This is a genomic window from Adlercreutzia murintestinalis, from assembly GCF_943192905.1.
Lineage (GTDB): Bacteria > Actinomycetota > Coriobacteriia > Coriobacteriales > Eggerthellaceae > Adlercreutzia_A > Adlercreutzia_A murintestinalis.
The window spans coordinates 63,346-88,145 of record NZ_CALPCC010000010.1; the positions used below are offsets into that span (position 1 = coordinate 63,346).

15 protein-coding genes and 2 pseudogenes are annotated in these 24,800 nt (G+C 60.4%); 8 read left to right on the forward strand and 9 right to left on the reverse strand.

The features are described 5' to 3' along the window. Positions 1–175 precede the first annotated feature (175 nt). Positions 176–1,582 (forward strand): MocR-like pyridoxine biosynthesis transcription factor PdxR, encoded by a 1,407-nt coding sequence (gene pdxR, locus NFR19_RS04755; protein ID WP_251212647.1) that lies wholly within the window; start codon positions 176–178, stop codon positions 1,580–1,582. 87 nt (positions 1,583–1,669) lie between these two features. On the opposite strand, the gene NFR19_RS04760 is transcribed toward pdxR, so the two are convergent. Both NFR19_RS04760 and NFR19_RS04765 read right to left on the reverse strand, forming a co-directional pair. Further along, positions 1,670–2,794, reverse strand: coding sequence for an aldo/keto reductase (locus tag NFR19_RS04760; RefSeq protein WP_251212648.1), 1,125 nt, complete (start codon positions 2,792–2,794; stop codon positions 1,670–1,672). Between the two features lie 252 nt (positions 2,795–3,046). Next, positions 3,047–3,187 (reverse strand): LysR family transcriptional regulator, encoded by a 141-nt coding sequence (locus NFR19_RS04765; protein ID WP_251212649.1) that lies wholly within the window; start codon positions 3,185–3,187, stop codon positions 3,047–3,049. Between the two features lie 142 nt (positions 3,188–3,329). Between NFR19_RS04765 and NFR19_RS04770 the strand changes: the two genes are divergently transcribed. Together NFR19_RS04770 and NFR19_RS08980 are read left to right on the forward strand one after the other, a co-directional pair. Beyond that, entirely contained in the window at positions 3,330–4,844 is a 1,515-nt protein-coding gene (locus tag NFR19_RS04770) for an aldo/keto reductase (RefSeq protein ID WP_251212650.1), read from the forward strand. A gap of 424 nt (positions 4,845–5,268) precedes the next feature. Next, positions 5,269–5,421 (forward strand): annotated as a pseudogene (locus NFR19_RS08980) (DapH/DapD/GlmU-related protein); the annotation flags it as partial. A gap of 55 nt (positions 5,422–5,476) precedes the next feature. Here NFR19_RS08980 and NFR19_RS04780 read toward each other — a convergent pair. The 7 genes from NFR19_RS04780 to dmpI form a co-directional block, all read right to left on the reverse strand. Further along, positions 5,477–6,556, reverse strand: a complete 1,080-nt coding sequence (locus tag NFR19_RS04780) for a DUF1700 domain-containing protein (protein ID WP_251212652.1) — start codon at positions 6,554–6,556, stop codon at positions 5,477–5,479. A 27-nt stretch (positions 6,557–6,583) separates the two neighbouring features. Beyond that, entirely contained in the window at positions 6,584–6,943 is a 360-nt protein-coding gene (locus NFR19_RS04785) for a PadR family transcriptional regulator (protein WP_251212653.1), read from the reverse strand. Between the two features lie 474 nt (positions 6,944–7,417). Further along, positions 7,418–9,862, reverse strand: a complete 2,445-nt coding sequence (locus tag NFR19_RS04790; RefSeq protein ID WP_251212654.1) for an ABC transporter permease — start codon at positions 9,860–9,862, stop codon at positions 7,418–7,420. 9 nt (positions 9,863–9,871) lie between these two features. Then, positions 9,872–10,651, reverse strand: a complete 780-nt coding sequence (locus NFR19_RS04795) for an ABC transporter ATP-binding protein (RefSeq protein WP_251212655.1) — start codon at positions 10,649–10,651, stop codon at positions 9,872–9,874. A 125-nt stretch (positions 10,652–10,776) separates the two neighbouring features. Then, the gene (locus NFR19_RS04800; protein ID WP_251212656.1) at positions 10,777–11,955 is read right to left on the reverse strand and encodes a HAMP domain-containing sensor histidine kinase; all 1,179 of its coding nucleotides are present in this window, start codon (positions 11,953–11,955) and stop codon (positions 10,777–10,779) included. After that, positions 11,952–12,650 (reverse strand): response regulator transcription factor, encoded by a 699-nt coding sequence (locus NFR19_RS04805; protein ID WP_251212657.1) that lies wholly within the window; start codon positions 12,648–12,650, stop codon positions 11,952–11,954. Before NFR19_RS04805 ends, NFR19_RS04800 begins: the two co-directional genes overlap by 4 nt. After that, on the reverse strand, positions 12,647–12,874 hold the full coding sequence (gene dmpI, locus NFR19_RS04810) for a 4-oxalocrotonate tautomerase DmpI (RefSeq protein WP_251212658.1): 228 nt from the start codon (positions 12,872–12,874) through the stop codon (positions 12,647–12,649). Before dmpI ends, NFR19_RS04805 begins: the two co-directional genes overlap by 4 nt. 529 nt (positions 12,875–13,403) lie before the next feature. On the opposite strand from dmpI, the gene NFR19_RS04815 reads away from it, so the two are divergent. The 5 genes and pseudogenes from NFR19_RS04815 to NFR19_RS04835 form a co-directional block, all read left to right on the forward strand. Then, positions 13,404–13,892: a hypothetical protein gene (locus NFR19_RS04815; protein ID WP_251212659.1), complete on the forward strand. Its 489-nt coding sequence runs from the start codon at positions 13,404–13,406 to the stop codon at positions 13,890–13,892. A gap of 18 nt (positions 13,893–13,910) precedes the next feature. Then, on the forward strand, positions 13,911–14,474 hold the full coding sequence (locus tag NFR19_RS04820; protein ID WP_251212660.1) for an RNA polymerase sigma factor: 564 nt from the start codon (positions 13,911–13,913) through the stop codon (positions 14,472–14,474). Further along, positions 14,471–15,508: an anti-sigma-I factor RsgI family protein gene (locus tag NFR19_RS04825; protein WP_251212661.1), complete on the forward strand. Its 1,038-nt coding sequence runs from the start codon at positions 14,471–14,473 to the stop codon at positions 15,506–15,508. Before NFR19_RS04820 ends, NFR19_RS04825 begins: the two co-directional genes overlap by 4 nt. Before the next feature lie 327 nt (positions 15,509–15,835). Beyond that, complete coding sequence (locus NFR19_RS04830) at positions 15,836–24,112, forward strand: InlB B-repeat-containing protein (RefSeq protein WP_251212662.1); 8,277 nt, start codon at positions 15,836–15,838, stop codon at positions 24,110–24,112. A gap of 474 nt (positions 24,113–24,586) precedes the next feature. After that, a pseudogene (locus NFR19_RS04835) lies at positions 24,587–24,800 on the forward strand (hypothetical protein); the annotation flags it as partial.

Below are 24,800 nucleotides of genomic sequence, written 5' to 3' on the forward strand. Positions count from 1 at the left end.
TAGCATTGATATATTCAGAAACGGAAGAAACGATAAGACCAGATGCTAAGGCCAGGCGGCACCAGGGGGCCAGATGCTGAGGCCAGGCTGCACCAGGGGGCCAGACGCCATGGCCAGGCGGCAAGGCCGCAGGCCGCTAGGCGGAGTTTCGCGGACGTGGGGGGGGGGTGATGGGATGCTCGACTACAACATGGAGGAAAGGGAAGGGCAGAGCCTCTACGAATTCCTCTACCGGTCCATCCGGCGCGATATCGAAGATGGCGTGCTGCGCGCCCATGGCCGCCTTCCCTCCAAGCGGCTTCTGGCGCAGCACCTTGGCATAAGCGTCATCACGGCGGAGAACGCCTATGCGCAGCTGGTGGCCGAGGGTTACTGCTATTCCCGGCAGCGTCGCGGCTACTTCGTGTCGCCGATTCCCCTCCGGACCCCTCGGGCGCCGAAGGCCGCAGAGCCGGAATCCTCGCGTTCGCTGCCCGACGCGGTCCGCTACGACCTCGCCAGCGCCAAAGCCGACCCAGCCCAGGTGTCGCGCGTGTGGGGGAAGGCGCTGCGCAGGGTGCTCGCGTCCGAGCCCGACGAGGAGCTGTACGGCCCGCAGCCGCCTAAGGGGGCGCTGCGCCTGCGCCGCGCCATCGCCGACAGGCTGCGGCAGGTGCGCGGAATCGATGCCTCTCCCGAACGCATCGTCATAGGCGCTGGCTCGCAGATGCTGGATGCGATGCTCGCGCAGCTGATTCGGCCTTCCGGCGGCATCGCGTTGGAGGACCCGGGCTATCCGCGCCTTGCCCAGATCTACGGATCGCTTGGCCTGCGGGTCGCGCCCGTGCCCCTTGACGACGGCGGCATCGTCGTGGAGGAGCTGCGAAGGACTGGCGCCCAGGTGGCTCATGTCATGCCGTCGCACCAGTTCCCGACGGGCATCGTCACCAGCATCTCGCGGCGCTATGAACTGCTTGCGTGGGCCAGCGAGCGGCCGGGCCGCCTCATCGTGGAGGACGACTACGACGCCGCGTTCCGCATGGCAGGGCGGCCGGTGGCCAGCCTCACCTCCATCGACGTCCAGGGGCGCGTGGTCTACACCGACACCTTCTCGAAGAGCCTGGGGCCGACCTTGCGCATGGCGTTCATGGTGCTGCCTGGCCCGCTTGCGGAGGAATGGGACGACAAGGTGGGCTTCTATGCGAACTCGGTGAGCGTCATCGACCAGGTCGCCCTGGCGAGCCTCATCGAGTCGGGAGAGTACGACCGCTACGTCAACCGCTACCGCAAAGCCCAGCGCGACGTCCGCGACGCGTTCATCGGCGAGCTGCGCCAGGCCCTGGGCGACCGCTTCTCTGTGGAGCAGGCTGATTCGGGACTTCATTTCGTGCTGGCGATAGAAGGCATCGATGGGGGAGTGCTGAAGGCCAGAGCCGCAGAGCAAGGCGTGCGCCTTGGTCTCATAAGCGAATACAGCCTGAGCGAGGGCGACGCGGCGGGAAGCGTGCGGCAGCCGGCAGCCTTCGCCATTCAATACGGCGGCTTGAGCCTTGAATCAGCCCGCGAGGCCGCAAGGATCATCGCAGGCTGCGCGTCGGCTTAGCTCGCGGCTTGCCAGGGCCTTTTGCCGTCCCTGCGGGCGCTTGCGTTTATCGCGAGAACCTTCATGGTGCCCCCTGGCGTGTCGCGCTTACTCGTACAGCTCTATGGCGCGTTCCAGCTGATGGATGATGTTGATCTGCTGGGGGCACATTGACTCGCAGAGCCCACATTGGATGCAGGAGCTGGCTTTGCCCTCGGCCGCCTGCCAGCTGTAAAGGTCTTTTGCGAAGGCGAGGTCGCCGGTCATGCCTCCCAGGTTCAATAGCTCCATGATCTGGGGAATCTGCACGTTCGACGGGCAGCCCTTCACGCAGTAGTTACAGGCCGTGCACGGAACCCCCGCCAGGGAGCGCAGGATGCTCACGGCTTCGTCCAGCGCTGCCTGCTCCTCGGTGGTGAAGGGCGCATTCGCAGCGTAGCTCGCTACGTTCTCGCGCGTCTGCTCGAGCGTGGACATGCCCGACAGCACGGCGAGCACGTTCGGAAGGTTCCAGCAGAAGCGATAGGCCCACTGGGCCTGCGTGGCATCGGGGTTGGCCGCCTCGAGCGCCCGCGCTGCCGCCTCGGGCAGGTTGCAGAGTCTGCCGCCGCGCGCCGGCTCCATGATGACCACCGGCTTATTATGGGCCGCCGTCACCTCCATGAGGCGCGCCGCTTCGTTGTGCGGGTCGTTCCAATCCAGGTAGTTCACCTGCAATTGCACGAAGTCCATCTCGGGGTGCGCACTCAGCAGCTCTTCCAGGCAAGCGGCGTTATCGTGCATGGAGAAGCCCACGTAGCGTATCTTGCCTGCGGCCTTCTGCTGCTGAGCGAACTCCCACATGCCGTACTCGTCGAACTTGGCCGTGCGCTTGCCGCCCACGTTGTGCAGCAGATAGTAGTCCACGTAGTCGGTGCCCAGGCGCTCGAGGGATACGTCCAGGCACCGCTTTGCCGACTCGGCATCTGGCATGGCCCACGCAAGGCACTTGGTGGCGAGCGTGAACGAATCGCGCGGGTAGCGCTTGACCAAGGCCTCGCCCAGCGCGGTCTCAGAGGCGCCCTCATGGTAGATGAAAGCGGTGTCAAAGTACGTATTGCCTGCCTCCATGAAGGCGTCCACCATCTGCTTGAATTGCTCGATGTCGATACTTGCCTGATCGTTCTCGTCAAGCAGGGGCAGCCGCATGCAGCCGAACCCCATTTTCGATGCGGGCATGAGGGGCATGTCCATGAACCGCTCCTTTTCGGGTGGTCGCGCGTTGTCTGCTCATAGGGTAATCGGCAGGTTTTCGCATATCAAATATCTATGAAATATAACTTATCATACTGAATGAGTATAGATATGGCAATGACCTCCAGCATGCGCTCGATTCGGGGAGGGCCGGCTATCGTGCTGTGCCGACTATCGTGCTGTGCCTTCTATCGTGCTACGTACCGCTTCCAGGAAGGCTCCGGCCGCTTGTGATAGCCTGCGGCGCCTGTTTCAAACCAAGAACAGATGAGCCTCCAGGCTCCTCATCTGCCGGGAGAGCGGCGGCTGGGTCATATGGAGGCATTCGGCGGCTTTCGTGAAGCTGTCCTCCTGGGCGATCGTCAGAAAATGCTGCAGGGTTCGTACGTCCATGTTCCCCTCCGCGGGTCTTTGTGGATAAATATATTAAATGGGTATGTATTCGTATATTGAATGCGAAATTGATATATGCGGGCATTCGGCGTATCGTCCTTGCAGAAAAGGACCTAAAGGACCTAACGGAAGGCTCATGCGAATGATCACGAGACGGAAGTTCGTCGGGCTCGCCGGGGCGACGGCCCTGCTCGCGCTGTCAGGTTGCGTCGCTTCTGGCGAGGTTTCGCCTGGTGGCGAGACCGCGGGCTCTGAACTGGAGGGCGAAGCCGAGACCGCGGGCTCTGAACTGGAGGGCGAAGCCGAAAGTGAGGGTGGCGCAAAAGGGGGCAACGCATTGACGGGATCTGTGCTCATCGTCTATTTCTCCTGTACCGGCACGACGGAGAGAATCGCTGACATCATCGCGGAGGCCACGAGAGCGGACACGTTCCGAATCGTCCCGCAACAGCCCTATACTGATGCCGACCTGGCCTATTACACCGATGGTCGCGCCGATCGGGAGCAAAACGACCCGGGCGCGCGTCCGGCGATCGCAGAACGGGTTGATGGCCTGTCCGGCTATGACGCCATCATATTGGGGTATCCCATCTGGCATGGGCAGGCGCCGCGCATCATGGATACGTTCCTCGAATCCTGCGACCTTGCCGGGAAGGCCATCCTGCCTTTCTGTACCTCCCATTCCAGCGGCCTTGGGTCGAGCGCAAGCGATCTGTGTGCCCTTGCGCCCGAGGCGCATTGGCTCGAAGGCCGCAGGTTCGATCCCGATGCGAGCTCGGCCGAGGTGGAGGATTGGCTTGCCGCGTCCGGCATCGCTGTCGCGGGAGCATCCAACGTGCCCGCCTCGTTCAGCCTGGCATCACGCCAGGTGACGCTGAACGATGGGCACGTGATGCCCACGAACGGCCTCGGCACCTACAGCCTTAAGGACCAGACCTGCGTGGATTCGGTTGCGGCCGCCCTGGCCGCCGGCGTGCGCCTCATCGACACGGCGTACATGTACGGCAACGAGGCGGAGGTCGGCCGCGCCATCCGCGAGTCCGGCGTGCCCCGCGACGAGGTGTTCGTCATCACAAAGCTCTACCCCAGCCAGTTCACCAATGCCGCCGACGCCATCGATGAGGCGCTGGCGAAGCTGGACGTCGGCTATGTGGACATGATGCTTCTGCATCACCCCGGCGCGAACCAGGTGGAGGCCTACCAGGCCATGGAGGCGGCGCGCGATGCGGGGCGCATCCGGTCGCTTGGGCTGTCGTGCTTCTACGTGGACGAGTTGCAGGATTTCCTGCCGCGCGTGTCCGTCAAGCCTGCGCTCGTCCAGAACGAGATGCACCCCTATTACCAGGACGGCGACGTGGTCGACTTCATCCACGACCAAGGCATCGCGTTGCAGGCGTGGTACCCGCTGGGCGGTCGCGGGCACAACGCAGAGCTTCTGGCCGACCCGATGCTTGCGGTTATCGCTGCTGACCATGGAGCCTCCATCCCTCAGGTCATCCTGCGGTGGAACCTGCAGCGTGGCGTCGTGGTGATCCCGGGGTCTGGCGACCCCGCCCACATTCGCGAGGACGCGAGCGTTTACGGCTTCGAGCTGAGCGATGCGGAGATGGCGCGCATCGCAGCTCTTGACCGCAACGAGAAGCACGACTGGTACTAGAGACTTCGGAGGACGAGCTATGCAGGAGCAGGAATACCTGAACCGCCTTCTGGCGGGAGAGGCCGTGGAAGCCGGGAGCGAGATGCACCTCATGATGCATGGAATGAGCCAGCAGGCCATCCGCATCTGTATGGAGATCAACAGCGCCTACCACGAGCCCGGAGAGCTGAAGGCGCTCATGGGGGAGCTGACGGGACGGGCTGTTCCCGAGGGCTTCGCCCTGTTCCCGCCGTTCAACGCCGACTGCGGGAGGAACATCTATCTTGGCGAGGACGTGTTCATCAACAGCGGCTGCAAGTTCCAGGACCAGGGCGGCATCTTCATCGGCGACCGATGCCTCATCGGGCACAACGTCGTCATAGCGACGCTGAACCACCATATGGACGTCGATCGCCGCGGCGGCATGGTGCCGAAGCCGGTGCGCTTGGGCAGCGATGTCTGGGTCGGCTCGGGCGCCATCCTGCTTCCGGGCATCACCGTGGGCGACGGCGCCGTGGTGGCTGCGGGGGCCGTGGTCACCACGGACGTGGCCCCGCGCACGATAGTCGGCGGAAACCCGGCGCGCCTCATCAAGCGAATCGCCTGAATCGGGGGACGGTTCTCATGACTCACCATCCTGCATCATCAGCAGCCTACGATGAAGCCAGGTTGGTCCAGAACCAGGGGGAGAGGAAGAGCTGTTCCGGGCAGGCGACTTCCATGCCGCCGAGATACACCTTGCCGTGAGAGAAGTTCGAGGTCAGAAAGACGCGCCAATCGAGCCCCGATGCCAAAAAGCCGACAAGAACGCAAGCGAGACCGGCAAGAGCCAGTATCCAGCAAATGCGGAAGAACGGCGCACCAAGGACTTCGACGGCCGCTCCATCTTTGAGGGCGTCGCCGTCGCCCTGCATGGAGGTTTCGCCGACATAGTGCAGTCGGTTCGTGGCGCTTGACGCATCGACAGGGCCGGTTTCCTCGGCGAAGTTGCTGCCATGTCTTGAGAATCGCACGACCACGTTCTCTTTCTGCCAGCGCAGGAAGGCACGGGTGACTGCAAACGCTGCTTTTAGGACCCACATGCCACCGCCGAATAACAGCAAGGCATAACCAGTATTCACCAAAGAGAAGGGTATATTTCCTGTCTGCAGACCCCATATGACAAAGAGCAAGGCAGCCGGTGCGGACACAACGAAGGCGCCTCCGATAATCCACAGGCAGGCAATCAGCGTCCATGCACATATATATAGAGCAAGCACGATCGCAGCAACGCCTATGGCAAGAGCCAGAGTGCAGGCGGCTACAGCAACAAGAAGTGTGAGCCATAGCGGCGACGTCACAATGAGGACGACCCATTCAAGGGGCGTAAATCTGCGCTCTTTCGCTCGAGCAAAGAAGCCATCCAGGGATGTCGAAGCGGCTTCGCTGCCTTCGACGACGTCCTCGGTCGCTTCGATACCTGCGATATTCTCAGGGAAGTCAGGTTCGTCGGTTCCGTCGACGCTTATCTCGAACGAGACGAGCGTCTTTTTCTTCTCGCCTGCCTCAGCGATGATGGCCTCCGCCGCCTGGCCAGGGGAGGCCATCATCGCGACCGCTTCCTCTTCGGACATGCCCTCGTCGATGCGGTCCGCAATGGATTCCATGTAGAAGGAAACGGCCTCTTCGCGTTCCTTCTGCGGAAGCGAGCGGAGCAATGCGGTCAGTTGCGATTTGTATTCCTCGGTGTTCATGAAACGATCCTTACTATCGTTCTCTTGTCAGGCTTGCTCTGTATGATGTGCCGGGGGACAGGGAGGCGCGGATAGGCCGGCAGCGCGTTCCACGTATACGAGTACGTCGGTGATTTCCTGCTTACTCTGCAGGAAATCGTCCAGGTTGACGCGGCCCTTTTCTGTGAGCGAATAGTATTTCCTCAGCCGCCCGTTGTGCTCCGCCTTGCGTACCTTTATGAGCCCTTTCGACTCGAGACGTTTGAGCAGCGGATAGAGCGTTGATTCGCTCATGTCGAGCGACGGGAGCATATCCTTGATGATCTGATAGCCGTATGACTCGCCTTGTGCCATCGTCGCCAGCACACACGCATCCAGAAAGCCACGTTTCAATTGTGCATCCATCATACCTCCTAATATACAATACTATATAATGCATAGTAATATGTCAAAAAGGGAAGGTACATCGATCGTGGATGCGACGGGAAGCCGCTAGGGCATATGACACGAAGAGGGAAGGGGAAGACGATGGCTTGATGAAGTTATTCCCCGTCCTGCGTCGTCCTGCGCTGGTGTCCTGCGTCATCGCCTCTCCCCTCAGAGGTGCGTTTGGTGCAAACGGAATAGCTCATAATCGATTCGACTGCAATTCAAACAAGGTGAATTAACTGCTATAACACCATTGAGCGAAAGTTTTCCGTGCTTGAGGCATTGTTCGATAACTACCCGAAGCATGTTCTTTCGCTCAATGATTTTCAGTCCAGCAGGAACGGAATCCAGGGCATCAACCCCATTGACTGGCTCCTCGTCAGCTGAGCGCGAATTGCGTCAGCTCTGATGACGCGGCGGCTCGGAAGCCCTCCTGCTCGTATGGGAGTCGTGTCACTCGGCAACCAGCTCCTGAACGCTCACACGCCTGATCCGCCTCGACATTCCGAAAGCTGAAAGAGCAAAGGCAAGAGCGAAGGCCACGCTGATGGCGACCGCCTCCCAAGCGGGCAGCACAAGGCTGAATCCGCCGACACCGAACAGACTGAACAACATGCTGATCAGTGCGCCGCCAGCTGCCATAGCAAGAGCCGCCCCGATCAAGGCACCTACCGCAGACACGCCGAGAAAGCGCATCGTGAACGAAATGCGCAACGACCCCACCGTGAATCCCATCGCACGATAGATCCCCAGATCACGGCGCTCGGAGAGAAGCGTCCGCCTGCTTATCAGCATCACAGCAACGCAGGCAAGAACCAACGCGAAGGCAGACATCGCATAGCCCATGGTCGTAAACATATCCCTGACGAGTAAAAGCAAGCTAGTGCTTGAGGCAAACAACCCGGTCAGCTCGGTGTCGACACTGTCGCCGAACCGGCTTGCGAGCGCATCCGCCACCTCATCGACCTTGTCGGGGTCGGCCAGCTGGTACTGACGCGAAATGCCAGCACCTTCCAACTCCGGCTCGACCAGCCCCTGGAATCCCTCATAGGTGAGAACGACGCCATTGCCGCCATTGAGCACCGACGAGAGCAAGCCGCTCACGATATAGGTTCGCTCCTCGCCATCGCTCTTCGACACCTGCAATTCATCGCCCACCGAAAGCCCCTTGGCGCGAGCAAGGCCCAGTCCCACGAGCGCCTCGTTGGAGTGCTTAGGCGCACGTCCCGAGACAATGGATGCCTCTTCTAAAACATCCATATCAGAAATCCCGACGAAGGTGCAGGCCTCGCCGTTCAGGTTGAGCACCGCAGCACCCTCTTCCCACTCACGCGCTATGGGAGAGACGCCTTCAATGGTCTCGCGCACCTCGTCAAGGCTCGCCTCCTGCCCATCAAGGCGAACTGAGCCGTCGCTCTTCCACACACCGAAGGCCTTGTACACCGCGTCGTCTCCGGCAACCGCGCCACCGATTCCGAAGCTCAGCGCAACGAAGGCGCACAAAAGCAAGGAGCAGACGCCTATTCCAGCATAGCGCCCCTTCTCGGACACGATTGCGCGCCACGCCAGCGACGCCTTCAAGTGACCGCCCGATATCGCGCTCGTCTCGCGAGGCGAGAAGCGGACATCACCGTCCCCTTGCCTGAGCGCCGTCAAAGGTGTGATGCGCCCTATCTTGCGCGCCATCACGGCAACGCACGCCACGAGGGTCGCCAAAAGTGCAGCGCAACAACAGATGCCTATCCACGGGAAAGATGCTTCGACCACGAGGATCCCCGTGATGAGCAGAAACATCGGCCAGAAGAGCGGCTCCAAAAGACAGCCTACGATAAAGCCGAGAGCGAGGCCGGCAAGCGAGGAGAGCGCATATTGCATGACAAGAGCCCTGCGTAGCGTAGCTCGCGGAAGCCCCACTCCCTTCAAGACGCCCCAGTCGGCATAACCGCTTTGTATGCTCGAAGATGCCGTATGCAAGCACAGGATGAGAGCCACCACGAACAGGATCAACGCGAACACGGCGAGCACCGCGGTGATGACCTGCACGACCAGAAGGCTGTAGCCGACAAGGGTCTGCCGGGAGAAGAGCGTGTGTGCGGATGAGCCCCACGAGGTCCCGTCATCGATCAGCTGCGTCAGATCATGCCCATCGATGCCTTGGGAGCGCGCCTCGGATGTCAGCACTACGTCGATATTCCTGATCGGATACGCCTCCTTCTCCGTTAGCGTGGCGCCGGCGGCGACACCCACGCCGGACACGCCCGTCTTCTCGACCTCCGCGAAAAGTCTCTCGAAGGTGTCGGAAGACAGAAGATAGCGCTTGGCCTCCATGAACGGCGTCCCAAACTGCGGGTCTTCATAGAACCCCGCAACCCGCAAAGAAGTCTCTTGCCCACCGATGTCGAGCACGAGAAAGTCGCCTATCTGCATATTGTGCAGGGTATCCGCAACACGAACATAGGCCTCTCCGTCCGCCGGCCCTTCCCGATCGTCGTCATATGCTGAAAGGTCATCGGTAAGGACGTTGAAATCAAGGGATGTGCCCCAAGCCTCATAGGCGCACAGCGATGGCGGAGCGCTCTTGACGATCTCGTTTCCTTGGGCGTCTTCGACGCGCGTCGAAGCTGCGAAGGCCTCCGTCATCTTCACCTCCTCCACCTCGGGAAGAGCCTCTATCTCGGCGATGTCCTCGTCGGTGAGATTCTGCACAGTATCATTGGCGGCAACATCCCCTGCTGCAACCTGGTCGAGCAATGTCTCCTCACGCATGGAGAGGTCAACGAAGAGGCTGGTGGTCAGCGTCAGTGCGAGGGCTGCAAGGAACAAGAGCAGCGCGAGCCCGATGAATGTTCCCTTCTCGTTGCGAAGTCCCGCCTTTGTCAGCGTGCGTAACGGTTCCATGAAGATCACCTACCAGCAAAGCGAGGACAGCCACGCGTTGGCGATGGCTTCCCGCTCACGAACGTAGGCCTCATCGCCGGAAAGCGCCGCATCCCATGCGGGAAGCTCCAGCTCTCCGCGCACGGAGCCATCCTCGAAGTACAGCACCCGATTGCCGCGCACGGCGCTTCGCACGTCGTGGGTGACCATGAGGACGCTGATGCCCTCCGCGTTCATGCCGCTCAAAAGATCCAGCACCTCAAGGCTGTTCGCCCGGTTGAGAGCTCCGGTGGGCTCGTCGGCGAAGACGATAGCAGGTTCGTTCACCACCGCCCGCGCCACAGCACAGCGCTGCTTTTGGCCGCCCGACGCTTGACTTGGCAGATGCGCCGCCACCTCTTCTAGGCCCATCTGAGCGATAAGGCGCTCCGCCTCCACCTTCGTCTGCTTAGCGGATCTCCCCTGCTTGAGATACCCGGGCACTGCCACATTCTCAAACAGCGTGAGGTTGCTCACCAGATTCGCCGCTTGGAACACGAAGCCGAATCGCTGCGCGCGTAGCTTCGCCAACTCGTCCTCTTTGGCGCCGACCAGATCCTCCCCTTCGAAAATGACCGAACCTGCCGTGGGCCTGTCCATGCTTGAGAGGCAATAGAGCAACGTCGATTTGCCGGAACCGGAAGGCCCCATGATGCAGGTGAAATCCCCGCTATAAAGCTGCAGATCCACGCCGCCCAACACATGCGTCTGCACACCGTCGGCCACGTAAGTTTTCGAAAGCCTCTTGGCTTCCAGTATGACTTCGCCCATAGCGATCAGCCTTTCTCGTTCAACGCCTTGTCTGCGCTCCATGCTAGAGGGGCAAACATTAAGAAATCATTAAGGCCGCGGAAAGCGAGTAAAGCGAGCGTATAGCCTAGGCCCTTGGGCCGTCATCACCCGATGATGCGAAGCTCGATCGTTGCCCTGAGACCCGGATGCGCGTTCTCTAGGCGAAGGTGTCCTCCCATGCGCTCTATCAGATATGAGGTGATGAACAGGCCGAGTCCTGAGCCCGCCTCGTCGGCCGCATTCGATCCTCGGTAGAACCGCTCTGTGGCAAACGGCAGGTCATCGGCAGGAATGCCCGGCCCGAGATCACGCACGGCAACGGTGTACACATCGCCTTGCGCAACCCCTTCGATCTCTATCGCCGCGCCCCGCGCATACTTAAGGGAGTTACCGATAAGATTGCCCACGACTTGCCCGAGCCGCGCCTCATCCGCCTCGACGAGAGCGCTGTCAAGGCTCACCCGTGATAGCGGCGCGATCCCCGCATAGGCATTTACGCAGGATTCGAGAACGAGGGCTGCCTGAACAGGAGCACATTCGACCTGTATACGGCCCATATCGGCGAGCGCGTGCTGAAACAGGTCCTCCACGAGCGAGGATGCCTCGTCGCACTTGCGCATGATCGCGCGCTCATACTCGGCCCGCTCTTCATCGGTTGTAGCCAGCCCCATATCGAGTGCTTCGGCATAAGCGCGAAGCGAGGCGAGCGGCGTGCGCAGGTCGTGCGAAAGCGACGCGAGAGTTGTCTTGTGAGACTCGCTGGCCTGCTCTTCCGCCTTGCGGGAACGCTTCAACTCTTGCCGCAAGTGGTCGAACGCCCAAGTGAACTTGCCGAAAGGATTGGCGCGTCCGAAACGCAGAGGCGCATCCAGATTCCCCGCCGCCACCTCTTCTGCGAAGTCTTCCAGTTTCATGAAAGGACGAGCCACCGACCGATAGAGATAGAGAACCATGGCACAGATAACCGCAATGGCTACGACGGCGATGGTCCCGATAGCGAGCAATGTCGTGTCATCCTCGGCTGCGGCAGCTTCGCGCAGGGCACCTTGGGATGCCACAAGCGCGGCGTCTGCTTTTTCGCGGGCTGTTTCGGCGGTGGTAGCCGGATCGTCTTTCAGGTCTTCCCGAATATTGTTGAGCTCGAGCACTTGCTCCCGGATCAAACCTTCGTCCTCGGCAGTACCAACTGAAATGCCCGCCACAGCAACGATAACCACAACGGCGATGGAAAGCGTGGCACTCCAGAAAAGACGCCGCTTCAAACGCGCTCCCTGCTTCGTCATCGTAGGTCTTTCTCGGGAATGTCGAAGCGATACCCCTCGCCACGAACTGTTTTGAAGTAGACGGGATCAGATGGGTCATCTTCAAGTTTGGAGCGCAACCAACTCATGTGCACCGACACCGTCTGCGCCTCAAGCTCCGCGAATGCACCCCACGCTTTCGCAAGCAGAGCATCGCGGGAAAAGGCCTTGCCGGGGTTGCGCATGAGCGTTTCGGCTAGATGAAATTCCTTCGGGGATAGGTTCACTTCCTGCCCGTTCTTCTTGATGGTGCGGGCGCCGGTGTTCAGCTCGAATGGACCGATCTTGAGCGGTGTCGATTCGTCTTCAGCCTTGCGCTCCGGTCGCATCATGAGCGCTTTGGCCTGCGCAAACATCTCCCGTAGGCTGAAAGGCTTCGAAAGGTACGCGTCGCCTCCTTCTTCTAGGGCACGGATGCGGGCGTCGGGCTCTATGCGCGCCGAAGCGAATACCACGGGAACGCCGCTGCGCTCTCGGAGGTTGCGACAAAGCGCGTAGCCGTCATCTCCGGGAAGGTTCACGTCTACGATCAGGCAGTCGAAGACTGAGTCCTTCAAGGTGTCGTAGGCTTCCTCTGCGCTGGAGGCGCTCTGTGCGGCAATGCCTTCCGATTCGAAAGTGCGACACATCAGCTTCGCAAGTTCGCGATCGTCCTCAACGATCAAAACTTTTCTCATGCGTCTTCCCGCTGACTTGCGTGTTTGTCCATGTACTCCCGCTTGACCACATCTATGCACTTGCCGCCGATGCCGTAACTTGCATCGTCGATCTCATGGATCGTGATGCTGTAGAACTCCGGCGGGATGCTCATGATTTCGGAAGAGACCGCCGTAATACGCTCAATGAGGTTGCGCTTTTGCTCTTCGGTGAGCTTTCCGGACTCAACTGTTATGTGTGGCATGTTCCTTCCCTCTTCCTGTCTTCGATTTCACTCTTGGCAACATTAGAATACATCCAATGTTGCCAAGGCCAACCCTATACCGATTAGAAAGACCAACGGCTCGACGACATTCTGGACGCGACGAAATCTATCTTGGGCGTGGGTTCATACCATGACGTCTCGCTGAGCGTCATAACCGAACGGGTCGGCTGCTCGTGTGCTATTCAGCATCTTGGCCGCTTTGGTCACACTATCGTATGAGAACAGAGCATCGCTCGCATGGCGGCATTTGTGAACGCCGCCGGAGTTGAACAGTTTACGGCCATCGGGCTTCACCTGGCCCTTCCCCCTGAAACCACGATACTCCCATCGCACGAGATTTTGCGTTCGCCTGGCCCGAAGGGACGGGGAAATGGCGTTTTATGCACGCTTGAGTCGCATTCTGACCCCCCGACGCTTGATTTGACACTGTTATATATTTGTTGCAAGGATTCGTCGGGTTGATTCGTTGTTATATGCAGAGGGTCGACGCGAGAAGAGGGGTATCACCATGAAGAAAGCCATCGTCGTCACAATTGTAGTAGCAGCTTGCGCGGCGCTTGTGGTTCCGACGGTTGCGTTCGGAGCGTCGAGTGCGCTTGTGTTCGAGCACGCCGAGAAGCAGGTCGCCTTCCAGCTGACTGAACCGACGCTTGCCGACGAGCAATCCGATTCCGCCGGTGCATGGCAGGCCGTTCATCCCAAGATCGGACAGAAGGTTGCTGACGCAGCTGAGGCGATTGCAGCAGCAGTGCAAGCATCTGATAAGACAGCGGCGCAAGCGGTAGCCGATGAGCCTGCGGTAACCAGCGCCGTGCCGAGCGTCGGCTTCGTCGACGAGAACGGCAACGGCCTTTGCGACCGCTACGAACAAGGCGCATGTGCCATCGCAGATTGCCCAGGCCATGGTTCAGGCTCAGGCTACGGTTACAGCCAAGGCGGTTCGGGTTACGGTTACGGCCATCACGGCAATGGTCACCGCGGTGGCCATTGCTGGTAGGCGTCCCCGACGCGGAGCATGGCGCAGGCGGCCGGCGACGGATACAGCGCAAGCGTTCGGCGTGGCACGACGACGACACGAGGGAAAGACGTGCGCAGCAGCTACGACATCGAGCAAACGATAGACGGCTTCGGCTCCACTGTGTGGCGCGCATGCGTCGGCTTTTTCTCGCGCGAACAGGACGTTCAGGACGCGTTTCAGGACACGTTTCTAAAATATGCGCTGGCCGACACGACGGAATTCAAGGACGACGAGCACCGCAAGGCGTGGCTCATCAAGGTGGCATCTAACGTGTGCCGCGACATGCTGCGCGCGGCACATCGCAAGGACCAGCCGTTCGACGATGCGGCCGAACAGCACCTGTGGGAGTCCTCGCGCACCACGGATAGTCCCGTGACGCGGCACGCCGAACTCGTCGACGCCTTCCGCTCGTTGGATGATCCGCCACGTTTCCCCCTGTACCTTTCGCTGTACGAGGGCTATACCGCGCCCGAGATTGCCGACATCATGGACGCTCCCGTAAACACGGTGTATTCGTGGATATCGCGGGGCAGAAAGATGCTGAAGGAGGCCCTGTCGTGAATGATAACGATCTGGACCGGCGTGTTCGGGAGGCCTTCGACGGCATTGAGGCCTCCGATGAGGCGAAGCGTCAGGCTCTTGCGTATGTGCTTGCGCAGGGACGGAACTGCGCGACGCAACCGGAGGAGCAGCTTGCAGTGCAACCTGGCGTTGTGCAGTCGGCATGCGGCGCTGCCCTTGACGGGCGTCCTACGGCTCGGGCCGTTCCTCGGTCCGTAATGCGATCCCGACGCTGGACTCGCATTGCCGGCAGCGCAATTGCCGCGTGTGTCGTGCTGGCAGCTGTGGGATTCGGGGCGTTCCAACTTGGTGCCGGACAGTCAGTCCTCGAAGGGTCAGGTGTCGATATGCCCGGTCTGACACGTTCCTCTTCGGCCGAGGCCGAACGTGCGGATGGCGACCAGCCTGCCGATTCGGCTGGCCCTGCCGGCGAAGGGCAGGCTGCCTCTCCGGCCGACACGGTTCCCACGGCGTTTGTGGACATTGACATCAACCCGTCCATCCAGCTGCAGCTGAACCGAGTGGACGAGGTGGTGGGCGCCGAAGGCATCAACGAGGATGGAGTCCGTCTATTGCTGGACGTCCCCCTTAACGGGTTGCCGTACGAGCAGGCATTGCAGATGCTGCTCGCCAGCGACCAGATTGCTTCCTATCTTGACGGGGACGCTTTTGTATCCATAAGCGTGTCCTCCAGCGACGAGGCCCAGCAGCAGGCTTTGACCGCGGCAAGTGAGGTATGTCTGGCGGGCGGTTCCTACCAGGCGGATTGCCGCGGGGTCAGTCAGCAGCTCTACGATGAGGCGCATGGTCATGGCATGGGATGCGGGCGTTACGCTGCCGCGGTCGAGTTAACGCAGTTGGATCTTGGCGTGTCCGTGGAGGATTGCGCGAACATGACCATGCGCGAACTGCGCGACCGCATCGCGGCGTGCAAGGCGGGTTCGGAAAGTGCGGCAGCCGGTGCCGACGGCGGCTCGGGTTCGGACATGGGTGGCGGTCACAGAGGCCACGGCGCGCACCACGGCTGGCATTAAGGCACGCGGGACTGGGCCTTGGCGACGACGCCGACCGCCCCTGTACCTGCGCGGCACGTCCTATTTCGCAGTCGGGCGCTCCGTTGGGCTGTTCGCCGTTTTCAACGTGGGGTTCCTGACGGCGTTGCTCGCGGCTTGTCGCATGTGCGGCATGCAGCCGACGGCGGCACGTCTGGCCGCCTGCATGGGCCTGCAAAATGCCATACATCGCCTGCAAAACAGGCAATTTGGATGTTGCCGAATCGTTACCGAGCGCGATATAATAAAACAAATTGTGCCAATTAAACCACACTGGTCACTTCTGCTGTGTAAAGGAGAACAGCCGAGGTGCTTGAAAAAACGAAGCAGACAACGCACAACGCCGGGCGCGTCGCCATTTCCGTGCTTCTTGCAGGAGCATTGCTCGCTCCTACATTCCCACTCTCTGAAGTACAGCCCGCCTATGCCGACCCTGCGTCTGCTAAAGCATCTGGCAACACGCCATCGGGCCAGGAAGCGGACCAGTCCACTACGGAATCCTACACGGGCCGCATCGATATGGACGTCCCGCTTGACGGCACGCTGATAGTTGCCCAGGGCCAGACGCAAAGTCCGCTCTCCACCCAACAGACCCAGCAGGCGGTTCCGCAAAAGACCGAGGAAGAGAAGCAGGCCATCCTGGATGGCTACCTGGCCGACGGAACTATAACCGAAGACGACTTGGACAACGAGTTCATCGTCAGCTCGCTTACGGGGTCATATCTTGAGCAAAATGGCGATGGGGGAAGGTCGGCCTCTGAAGCGGCTACTTTCGAGGCTGGGTCTGAAGATACGTGCGGCAATTGCCTTGACGAGGACGGCAGTCTCTCTTCTGAGGTAGAGGACCGCCTGGCGCAGGACGACGAAGCCGTTCAGACTGCGCTTGAAGCCCTGGCCCAGGGTCCTACCTACGAAGACGTCCTTGCGGCTGAAGAGGCGCGCAAGGCTGAAGATGAGGCGGCCGTTCCCCACGACGAGTCTCTCTTGCCCAGCGAGGTCGTCACGAAGCAACCCCATGTTGCCGACGACGTGGAAGCGAACGGCGTCAAGCCGGATGTCGTTTCTGTCACAGTGAGCCTGTGCGCGATAGATGAGGAGCCCGTTGTCTACGGGTCCGCCATCCGTGCCGCCCAGGCTGTTGTCCCGGCAGATAAGGCGGCCGATCCTGAAAGTGCGGCCCAGATCGCCGACGTTCAGGCGGTCGGTCCCGACGAGGCCGCCCAGGTAGCAACCGTCGCTCAGGCCAGTCCTGCTGCCTCGGCTGCCCGCGGCGCCTATTCCCCCGAGGTCGTGGTGAAAAACGTCCAGTCCGTCGCCCTGTGCACTAGGACCGGCGACGTCCGTAAGGGATCCTTCTTCCTCAACAACGTGAAGAACAACGCCTACGAGTACACGGTGCGCGTCAAGGCCTACAACATGCCGGAGTTCTACAGCCCCGTCGTCGATGTGCGCTGGGGCGGCGGCAAGGGTTACCTCACCCTCAGGCTGCCTGCCGCCATCGACGAGGAAGAGCGGCATTTCGAGGTCTTTTACACCTCGGGCGTGGATTGGGAAGGCTACGTGAAGACCGTTGGCGGCCAGCCTACGGTGAACGATGCCACGGTGAAGGCCGACCTTGCGAATACGCCTGGCTATGTGGCCGCGCGCGAATCTGCCTACCTCAACGCCTACAAGCTGGCCCCCTTCGCCTCCTACGAGGACATCGTGAAGTCGGGTAACGCCATGCCAGCAAGCAGCCCGCTGGCCACGAAGGAGATCCGCGAGATATGGCCGGTGCACAAGGACGATGGCATGAAGGTGAGCCTGTTCGAAGGCCAGGAGCAAGACATTGTGCGCAGCGTGGTGTACTTCGCTGACAATACCTCGCAGACTCTCGACCTCGACTACCTCGGCAAGGGTACCTGTACCGCGTCCTACGCGACGCACGATGTCGGCGTGCTGTACCAGCCGAATTTCTGGATCATCGGCAAGAGTGCCCAGCCCGCCATCACCCGCATGGCGTCGTTCATTCGCTCGAAGACCTGGGCGACGTGGTTCCAAAGCTACAGCGGCAACCCTCGCATGCATCGCAGCGTCCGCGACTACTTCGACAAGAACATCCGCGACAAGGCCGAGGAAGTGGCGGCCAACCTCGTCACTAACATACCCGCATGGAACGCATGCGACTCGGCGTCTTATGCGTGGAACTACATCATGCAAAACGCGGAAGCTGCCATGCCGAGCGAGGACTGGAGTTCGACGGCGCCCGAGACCAAGATGTTCAACCTGATGTTCCTCTACACCTACCTGGAGCGCTTCATGGGCTTCGACGTTGGTGGCAACGAGATCGTGAAGGCGCGAAAGGACTCGAACGCGTTCTTGGTGATAGCGTTCCGGGGCAGCGTTATCAGGCCCGGCCTGTCGCTCCTGAGCATGACGCCCACGTTGCGAAAATCCTACATGCCCGTATTTGCCAAGGTAGATGCGCTCTCCGAGGTGGTACTCCCCAAGCTCCTGTACAGCTATACGGGCCTTACGTCTTCGATCCAGCTCGTCCAGCTTGTGGTCAAGCGTACGACCGGCTATGCCAGCATGGCCGAGTGGTTCAAGGACTACATGAGCTCCATCGCGTTCTACCACGAATATCTGCCGCCTGAATACGAGAACGTTCCCGAAAGCGAGCGACCGCTGTGGCGCGGCTGGGACCAGGCGTCCCGGTACTCGGATTACCTGCTTCTGTGGCTGACGTTGGAGCCGGGCACGCAGTACTTCGCCTCAACCACGATGCTGATAGCCTCGGGCACGACAGGCAACTACGAGGTCGGTGCCCCGCTTGACGACGCGCATCGGGCGTCATTCAAGCAGCGCCTGGACAACATCTTCATTCCAGCATCGCGCTACATGTCCACCGTGACCTCCATCGTGGGGGTGGAGCGGGTCGATTCCGTCTGCGTCATCAGCTTCGACAACATCTTCTCCAAGTACGACTCGGGCAGGTCGATCATGGAGCGGGAGGGCACCACGGGCAAGAAGCTCACCGAGGATCCCTACCTCAAGAACTTCACCGACGTCACCGGGCGCTTCATCGCCAACGGCCAGGGCGCTGCGGCCATGACGAACAACATATCGAGGACCGACAAGAACATCTACTTCCTGGCGTACACCGCGCTCGGGTGCGCGTGGGACTACTATTGGTCGCACGAGATGGCGCACGCCATCGACAAGGAGATATTCCTGAACGGCGAGCAGCGCGGCATCACCAACAACGAGGACTACACCGACGGCTTCCTAACACAGGGCTTCGGCGGCTGGTCGTACGTGATGAACCTGACCTTCGACTGGGACCTGTCGAAGGACGTGTCATCCAACCTGAGCCGCGAGCGCATCATGTCGAAGGACAAGATAGACGACTACTACCACAAGATGTACGAAGCGCTGGACATGCTGGACTATGCGGCCTTGCAAGCGTTCCTCAGGCTGGATAAGGACGAGCAGAACAAGGTGGCCTCGCAAGCTTGGTTCGATGGGCAGAACGGCACCTCGGCGATGGACACCGGCGCCACGGCCACCATCCTGCATTCGCGCAACAACGTGCTGAACGGCTATGATGGAACCACGGCCACCATGCCGGTGAACGCCTCGGTGTTCAACGACGGCTCGCGCAAGTTCGAGACCGTGGAGGAAGTGTACGACAACCAGCTGTTCCTGCGCCCGGGCCTGCCCGAGGCGAGCAGCTGGACGTGGCTGTGGGCCAACTACGTCGCCGACGACCTGCGCGGCGTGTGGTGGTTCCCGATCCATTGCAACGGCAACCGTCCCGATTCGCGGTCGTTCAAGATCGAGATCTACCGCATGCTCGGCGACAAGGGCTTCGATGCCTGGGCCGAGTTCGGGCGCAACGGAGGCGGCGGCGACCTGGCGAAGCTGCAGAAACTCACCGGGTACAACTCTTTCAAGGAATGGCAGATGGCTAAGTGGGATGCCATCGAGGCCAACGAGGACAAGGTCACCTACGTCGACTTCGACGACCTGGTGGACAAGTTCGAGACGGCGCTGAAGACCGATGCGGGCAAGGCCGATCGCAACCTTACGCAAATGAACAGCCTCCGCTCGCGTATGTATTTCCTGGCGAAGCGCATGACGAACGACTTCCGCTCGAGCGTGTACGAGGACAAGGTGCCCGTCACGCACATCCGTACTGCCGATGATCTGCGGGCGATCGCCGACAACCCCTATGGCAGCTACGTGCTCGACAACGACATCGAGGTGTTCAACATCGACGAGGCTGCCAGTCTCGTCGATGTCGTGTTCATGGGCAAGCTGGACGGGCAGGGGCACCGCATTTATGCGGAGGACGAGATGCTTCCTGCGCTCTTCATGGGGGCCAAGCACGCCTACATCAAGAATTTGTCCCTCGAGGGCACCGTGATGCAGCTTCCGGCAAAGACGGTGAACAACACTGAGGTGGAGAACGTAAGTTACACGAAGTTCGAGCGGAACATATATTCGGTCGATGATTTCGTGGGCATCGGCAATGACTTGCAGCGCGGCGTAGATACATTCCATCTGATGGCTGACCTCGACTTTACGGAATGGTCTGCTGCCAATGAGGCGGCTGCGGCGAGGGCGGCGTCGGTGGTCTCGCAGCTAGTAAGCGGCACGGCGACAAACCCAAAAGTGCTCAATGGCAACGGCCATAAGATAACGAGTCTTACGGGCGCATCGCTGTTTGCCGATGTATACAATGCCGACATAAACAATCTGACCATCCGGAACTGCAGCAACCTGCAGGATGTAGCGAGTGGCGAGCGGCTGGGCATTCTCGCGCGCCGCTCCCTCAACTCGAAGTTCTCCGACCTGTTCTTCGACAGCGTGCAGCTGCGGGGCAAGTGGCGTATCGGGTTCGTGTCGGGCGACGACGGATGGATGGGCGTCAACGGCGTGACGGCTCAAGGGTCGCAGTTTAGCCGCATCCAGGTGACAAACGGTGCCCTGACGTGCGGTCAGAATGGCTATGGCGGCTTCATCACCGGGTGGATGCTCAACGGCTCCATGGAGGACATCTTCGTGGAGGGAACTCTTTCCGCATCGGGACCCAAATGTGGGGGGATGCTCGGTGCCCTTGCGGGCTCGGGTCAGCTGAACCGCTGCATATCGAAGGTCGACCTGAACTCTGTTGCCACGGGTGCGGCGCTGAACGTGGGCGTTCTGCTGGGGAATATCGAGGTGGACAACAAGGGTAATTACGACGCTGAGAACACTCGGGTGTCCAATTGCGTCGGGCTGGGGAAGCCCGGGCCGACGCAGACAACCCCCGGAGCCGTCCCTGCCAACGCTGCTTGGCGTTTGGCGGGCTACACGGCTGCAGGGGCGGCTAGCGCCTTCCAGAACTGCTATGAGGATACAGCTTACTTGCACGGGCGAACCCTGACGAAGGATGAAGCTGCAGACGTATCCTATGCGAGGAGCACTCTTTATATTGGTGCCTTCGAGGGTGATCATCGTCTTCTGAACGGCTATGTCTTCCCTGATTTGCGTAACGAGACTACGTATAAGGGATGGGGTTTCAACGATCACGTGTGGGAGTTCGACCCTACCATCAACGCGGGCTATCCGGTTTTGCGGTTCGAGGGGGACAAGCAGGCGTTCTACGATTACGACCTGGACTGCAAGCTGGACTTCAAGAACGAGAAGCTTGTGTGCTGGGGTTCGGACTTCAATCGAACGAAGGTCGGCATCCACAACCTGCCATACCTGTCGTGGAAGGACGGCACATGGCATGATGAGAAATACTCATCTATACCGCCTGACATGTTCTCTTCCATCACCGAAGACCCCGACAGCATCGACCTTTCCGGGATCATCGAATACGAGGGGTTCCCGAACGACGAGACTGCGCTCAAGGGCACGCGCTCAGTGAGCCTGTTCTATGCCGCGCGTCTCTCAGGCAGGCCTTACAGCTTCGAGAAAACGGTCGAGATGCCGCCGCGGCCCGAGATGGATTGCGCCGACCGCGTGCGCGGCGTGCGTGCGGGCACCGATGGCATGGGCGCCATCCATTTCGCATCCATCGGCGTGTACAAACCGTCCGACCTCGAATACCGTCCCGTGGCTGGCGAAGGCGCGGGCGACGGCGCCGAGGCTACGGCGGACGATGCTGCCGCGACCGAGACCGCTTGGACCCCCATGACCTCTGCCGTTATGCCGGTGGCGCCAGGCGCCTATGAGATTCGCATCGCCGCCACCGATCATTCGTTTGCGTCCTATTCCAAGCAGGTTGTGGTGGAAGAGCGCGACCCCAGCTCGCTTAAGCATCCCTTGGTGCTTGACGCGAACGGCGGCAACTGGGTCCAGGCCGACAAGGTGCCCATGGAATACGACACCACAGAGACGTTGGTGCTTCCGACAGGTTCCGATATCACGCGTGATGGATACACGTTCAGCGGGTGGTACAAGAGCGATGATTTCAGCGGCTCGCCTGTTACGCAGATCGAACCGGGTGGGGTTGAACCCATCACGTTGTACGCGCGTTGGAGCCCCAACACCTATGCGGTCAAGCTCAACCTTGGCGGCGGTGCATTCACTAACGCATCCGATAACGTCACGGCGTATGTGGCGGGTACCGGCGCTACGCTCGTTGCGCCTAGCCGCGCGGGCTACGTATTCGGCGGTTGGTTTGATAATGAGGCGTGCACGGGCAGCCAGGTCGGCTCCATAGGGGAGTTCGACTTCGGTGACAAAGAGTTGTGGGCCAAGTGGGATTCGATAACCTATAGCGTGGTCCTCGACCTGATGGGGGGCGAGCTTGCCGAAGGCCTATCCGACTCGCTCACTTACCAAGCGGGCACCGGCGCCGCTCTGCCCACTGCCGACAAGATAACGCGGCTAGGCTATGCGTTCGCCGGCTGGTTCGATAACGCGGACTATGTCGGCTTGCCGGTGACAGCTATCACGGAGGCTGACTTTGGTAACAAGCAGTTGTGGGCAAAGTGGACGACCATCCTGTACGAGGTATCGCTGGAAAAGAACCAAGGAACGCTGAAGGTAGGCGAGTCTGACGTGTTCAGCTACCAGTTCGGCTTTGGAGCGACGCTGCCCGAGTTGGAGCGTGCCGGATACGAGTTTGGCGGCTGGTATGGCAATGCCGATTGCTCGGGTGACCCTGTAAAGGTTATCGAGCCGGACGAGACAGGGGAGCGAAAGTTCTGGGCGAAGTGGACCCCGATTACCTATACGGTTGTCTATAACATGGGCTCTGACTATAAGGGCGACGTGCCGCCTGGAAACATCGATCTGAGTACGTACGAAAGCTATACCACGGGTACGGGGCTTATGCTTCCCGCTGCGACTATCATGGCGTGGGAGGGCCACGACTTTGCAGGGTGGTATGACAGCCCTACGTTCGAGAATAGCCCGATTGTCGAGATCAGCGCCGACAGTTATGGCGATATCACGCTATACGCTCGCTGGGCCAGTGATGCCTGTGTGTTGTCCTTCCACGAGAATGGCGGCACGTTCCTCACGGCTCCGCAGACGGTCTATGAGTTTGGTGACGACGGCGTCTCTGAGGGCAGCACGGTGATCCTACCGGGGGAGGCGGACATAACGCGCGATGGTTGCATCTTCGAAGGCTGGTACGACAACGCCGACTTTAGCGGTCAGCCGCTCGAAAGCGTGCGGCTGGTGCAGGGAAGTATCGACCTGTACGCGAAGTGGACAAACGTGGAATACGGCATTGCTTACGAGTTGAATGGTGGCGCGTGGGCTTCGGGGTACGTGGCTCCCGACCGTTACACGGTGGCCACGAGCGACGTGCGCCTGCCTAGTGCGACAGACGTGGTGCGCGACGGCTTCGTGTTTGACGGCTGGTATGCGGACAAGGCTCTTTCGGGCGAGCCGGTGACGGCGATCCCGCTGGGGGCCACGGGCGACCTGAAGCTTTATGCCAGATGGAAGGAGTCAGCTCCGGCTCCCGGCCCCGGCCCCGATACCCTGCTGCTCGAAATCGTTTCCCTTTCCATTGCTGAGTTGGGCAACCAGTCCATCGAATGGGACGAGAACAGCTACGCCAAGATCGAGGTGCCCGCGTCGAAAATTCCGACCAAGGCTGAGGACTTCGTCATCGAGGTGCCCGAAGGAGTCGAATGTGAGGTTACGAAGCGTGCGGATCCCGTGTTCCTGTGGATGGCATATTCTGTGGAGCCCATGCGGGAGGGTGTCGGCGCGTCAACGATTTGGGACATCGTGCTCAGGCGTCTTGCCGCCCCGCCCGCAACGAAGAACTTCGTTTTGGAAATCGTGCCGATGGCCGAGAGCAGTGATGGTGACGGCAACGATAACGGCGGCAGTAACGGTGGCGATGGCAACCCTGCCCCCGATCCGACGCCTCCGCCTTCAGGCGGCGCCGACTTGGGAGCGACACCGGACGTGCCCACGCCCATGCCTCCTTCGCTGGATGGCTCGACGTCCATGCCTTCGCCGAATGTCGTTGGCGACTCGTTGAAGGCGACGGGTGATATCGCTCCTCGCGCTCTTGTCGCGTTGGGTGTGGTGGCGCTTCTTGCCTCGTTGCTCTGCCTTGTTGCATATCGTCGTATGCGCGCGTAGGTGTCGGGGGCTGCAGAAGATGGGCAGAGTGCGGCTAGGCGAGAAGAGCTGTGCGTGCGGGGTTCTGGTGGCCGCAGAGGATGGACGCGAAGCGAGCCATTCGCCTTCCAGTGCCGATATCCTAAGTTTTCCCTGTTCAGGGGCATATAAAATACTTTTGACGTAGGTTTTTTGCGGGGTCTCGAACGTTGGCCGCTGCAGTAAGGCTAATGTTCTCTGCATTTTGTGCACGAAGTGATTGACAGGGGAACGAGATGGTGTCCGAACATGCGATGTTAATTTCTTATGCTGCTGCTAGCTGTGGCGGTGGTTGTCCTGTCCATCGGATTGATGGTGTATGCGTCGAAGGTAGACGCGCAGCTTAAGCGCATGGTAATTGTGCGTTACTGTGGCAGCATGGGAGTCAATTCGCCGCTTGTAGGTGATTGACTGCATGCAGCACTCACTATGACGGAGAGCAAAGGGGCTCAGGGAATGCAAGAAGCAAAAGTCAATCCGGCCAGCAACCCGGAGGTCGGCCAGAAACTAGTCCCGTGCAACGGCCTCGGGCGGATGTGCGCGCTCATCATGATCGACATGCAGATGGGCTTCATCGACTCCGCCTCCCCGCTGTGCATCGCTGGTGCCGCAGCCACCATCGACACGTGCGCCGACGTGCTTGCCGTGGCGCGCGCTGCCGGCATGCGCG